This window comes from Streptococcus sp. (assembly GCF_032481935.1).
GTDB lineage: Bacteria > Bacillota > Bacilli > Lactobacillales > Streptococcaceae > Streptococcus.
Genome location: NZ_JAWERU010000084.1, coordinates 1 through 2,551 on the forward strand (window position 1 = coordinate 1; position 2,551 = coordinate 2,551).

The 2,551-nt window shown below is 34.6% G+C and carries 3 protein-coding genes and 1 pseudogene; 1 reads left to right on the forward strand and 3 read right to left on the reverse strand.

Annotated features, from left to right (window positions below; translation table 11 throughout):
- Positions 1-641 (reverse strand): annotated as a pseudogene (locus tag E7C97_RS09320) (IS3 family transposase); the annotation flags it as partial.
- A 92-nt stretch (positions 642-733) separates the two neighbouring features.
- Positions 734-916: a hypothetical protein gene (locus E7C97_RS09325; RefSeq protein ID WP_316109042.1), complete on the reverse strand. Its 183-nt coding sequence runs from the start codon at positions 914-916 to the stop codon at positions 734-736.
- Positions 917-983: 67 nt separating this feature from the next.
- On the opposite strand from E7C97_RS09325, the gene E7C97_RS09330 reads away from it, so the two are divergent.
- Positions 984-1,199 carry a hypothetical protein gene (locus E7C97_RS09330; RefSeq protein WP_316109044.1) on the forward strand — a complete coding sequence of 72 codons (216 nt, stop codon included), beginning with the start codon at positions 984-986 and terminating at the stop codon, positions 1,197-1,199.
- Positions 1,200-1,552: 353 nt separating this feature from the next.
- On the opposite strand, the gene E7C97_RS09335 is transcribed toward E7C97_RS09330, so the two are convergent.
- Positions 1,553-2,401, reverse strand: a complete 849-nt coding sequence (locus tag E7C97_RS09335; RefSeq protein WP_316109045.1) for a methyltransferase domain-containing protein — start codon at positions 2,399-2,401, stop codon at positions 1,553-1,555.
- Positions 2,402-2,551 lie beyond the last annotated feature (150 nt).

The window sequence follows — 2,551 nt, forward strand, 5'->3', positions numbered from 1 at the left end:
TTTGTGTTCGGTAAAAATAGCTTGAATTTCAGTTTTAAGCTTTTGATCCTTATCTGGTTTGTCTAGCTGTTTCAAATGATAGTAGTAGGTCGAACGAGCTAGTTTAATGGCTTTTAGAAGAATATCTAACGAAAACTCAGTCATTAATTCTTGAACAATTTCTGTCTTTCTTCTTTCTCTTTTTCCTCCTTCAATCGGAGTTCTCTCAACTTTTTTAGAATGTCATTCTCCGCTCTCAGGTACTCATTTTCTGCTTGAAGACGTTCTAATTCTGTCCTCTCTTCAGGTCTCGTTTTTGGCTTACGTCCCATTTTAGGTACTCTCCCTCTTGTTTTCTCAACAATAGTATACCCGTTTTTCTTGTATTGTGCCATCCAATTTGGAAGAGCATATTCGAGAGAAACTCTATCTTGAGACCAGTTTTCATGTAGGACTTTATCAATCATTTCTTGTTTTAATTCAGGAGAATAGTAACGATTTTTTCCTTTTTTGACGAACTCTATTCCGTAACGATCAATCAATTTAATCATGTACCTAATATTAGAATTGTTTATCCCAAATTTATTTGAAAGCTTCTCTAAGCTATATCCTTGTTTTCTAAGTTCATAGATCTGAACTTTATCATTATAAGTTAATTTCATAATAAAACACCCCAAAAGTTAGATTTTTTCTGTCTAACTTTTGGGGTGCAGTTCAAAATTACCGTTTTTTATTTGAATTCTATTACTATTAACTACCTAATACTACTACTACCAATATTACTAATATTACTACTAATTACCCTGAGGCCATCGTTTATAAATTGACCCAAAACGTCAAATCCGTCATAAATTCCTTTATAAATAAAGAGTCCCAAAATTATAGATGAAATAATAATACTTGCACAAATAAAATATGTACGGTTTTTTTCATTCATAAGATCAATCCTCCTTTTATTTGTATTCGCTTACATTTTATCATATAATGTTATTGTAGTCAAGAAAATGTGCTATTATGTTAAAAAATATTTTTCAAAATATAGATGGACTGATTTATTTTGGATTGTATTTGTTATTTTGACATGCCTCTATATAGGTAACCATGATTTGTTTCCTCTCAATCATCAAGAAATCTCTCTTCGAGGTAGTTTCTGGGGGTCTGTACTTACCTTATTTCACTTACTATTTATTGATAAGTTTGTTATCTCGAATCGAAAATAAAGATTAGAGCTATGCTTGACGGTGTACGTTTAGGATTGATTTTGGAGGGAAGATTTTGTCTCTATTATTTATTATTTTAAATTTGTTTATCTTGTACAAGATCTATTCTTTAAGGCGGGAAAAATCGAAATACTTGATTTATACGGCCTATATCATATTTGGGGTAAATGTGCTATATGGTATTCAATGGTTATTAAAAGAACTGGTTTCAAAGATTTCCTCTTAATGTGTATAGAAACTCCAGCGATTTTTGCATAACAAAACGCATAGGATTAAGGTTTGTGTACCTGTTCTTATGCGTTTTCGTAATATTGAAGATTTTCGGTAAGTTTTATACCTTTGGGAAGTCTAGTTTAGAATGCTCTCCCAACTAGAATCTCTGCTTCAATAGTAATCTCTGTCAGTTGGCTCCAGTCAATCTTGCTCTGGTCGATGTGAAAGAGGAGAGGAGTCATACTGAGTAGGGCTTGGAGCTGTTCTGCTGTGATAGTTTTAGTCAGAGAGGCAGTTTGACTAGATAGGATGGTAAAGTGTTCTTGGAAATGATTTTTGATATCTTGGTTAGAATAATCCTTGTTTGTCAGCTGGTCTTGTACCTTCTGACGGATTTCCTTGAGGTGATTTTCAGTTGGAATAACCTTTATCAAGATGCCGTCTTTGGATAAAACGCGACGAAATTCTCCATAGTTGGCAGGGGAAAAGATATCAAGTAAGATATCCATGCTAGCGTCTTTTATAGGAAGACGAGCCAAGTCACCAACGAACCAATTGACTGCCCAGTTGGGTTCGCTCTTGGCAGCGATTTGGACAGAATCTTTGGAAATATCAAAGGCATAGAAGGTTTTGTCAGGATGGCTTTCTTGGAGTTTACGAGAGTAGAAGCCCTCGCCACAACCGACATCTAAGACTGTGGTGCTAGTTTCTGAATTTGCTAGCAAGTCCGAAATATCTTCTAAAATAGCCTGATAAAATCCAGCTTCTAGGATTTGTTGACGATTTTGGAAATTTTCCTTGTCGTAGTTGGCGGATTGCTTGATTTGAGGGGCTAGATTGACATAGCCGAATTTTGCTAGGTCAAAAGAATGGCGGTTGCTACATTTGAGACCGCTCTCTACCAGAGTTAGATTTTCTTGACAGTTAGGACAGGCAAAGGCAGTCACAGAAGCAAAACGCTGAAGTTTGGGTTTGAGATTTGTATTCATAGTTTAAGTGTATCAAAAGAGGCAAATGAAAGCAACTTTAGGAATAAGTAGATGGGAGATTCAGTAGAAATAAAACTAATTCTCCAATTTATAGAATGAAATTGCTTTTATATCTAAATTGCTATATAATAATGATAAGGAGGAAATAAG